We start from the raw sequence: 1,028 nt of genomic DNA, 5'->3' as shown, positions 1-1,028 counted from the left end.
CTTAAAATTGCGAGCACTTTCTTAAATTCTTCTTTTTTCCCAAAACCAATCAAACGTAGAACAGCCATTTGAACATAGTCCAAACCGTAGCGAAATAAACTTACTGAAAGTCGTCCATGCTTCTTTATTTTTATCGCTTTTTTCCGATCATGTTGCCATTCACCTGTTAAATAGCACCAACAGAAACCGATAGCTAGCACTGCTATCAATTTCTTGACTCGTCTAGGGTCTGTTAAACGAGTATTTTCAAGATTGAATCCACGTCCTTTGAGACAACTAAATAACGTTTCGATTTCCCAGCGTAATGCATAATCACGAATAGCAGAAGCATTAAACATAGGAGAAACAACAAGTAAAAGTTCTCCATCTTCTAATCGTAGCGCACTAATATACAGTTTCACTCGACCAACCCAAATACGTCGTTTACGACATTCAGTTTGACCAACTTGAAGATGACGAAATAAATCACTAATTTTATGATTCTTGGCTAAGTGATTGGTCACAATAAAGTTTTTTTAACACGTATACAGAAGTTAATGTCATTTTCAATTCACCATGTAAACCATTTCTCACCGATAAATTCTCTGTCTGCGAACACATTCACAATACGATCTTTACCAAAAATGGAGATAAAGCGTTGAATCAAAGCAATACGCTCTTTTGTATCTGAATTTCCACGTTTATTGAGCAATGTCCAAACAATAGGTATCGCTATTCCACGATAGACGATGGCTAACATCAAGATATTAATATCTCGTTTTCCCCATTTCCAATTAGTTCTATCCAAAGTTAATTGGACTTTATCGAATGAAAATATATTGAAAATTAACTGAGAAATTTGACGATAATCGAAATACTGATCTGCAAAGAAGCGTTGTATACGTCGATAAAATGATTGTGGTAAGCACTTGATGGGTAAGGCTTTAGATGCAGAAGAAAGATTACATGTCTGTTTTACAATTAATGCCAGCATAATCAGTGTAAAACATTTTGCATGTGACTTGTTCCACTTTAGATATTTGTTTAAG

Annotated in this window: 1 pseudogene; it reads right to left on the bottom strand. The window is 34.8% G+C overall.

Annotation, left to right across the window (positions count from 1 at the left end):
• Window positions 1-1,028 (bottom strand): annotated as a pseudogene (locus GBN19_RS15430) (IS4-like element ISAba33 family transposase); the annotation flags it as partial.

Source organism: Acinetobacter brisouii, assembly GCF_008993995.1.
GTDB classification, from domain to species: domain Bacteria; phylum Pseudomonadota; class Gammaproteobacteria; order Pseudomonadales; family Moraxellaceae; genus Acinetobacter; species Acinetobacter brisouii_A.
This window is presented reverse-complemented; position numbering and strand designations above follow the sequence as displayed.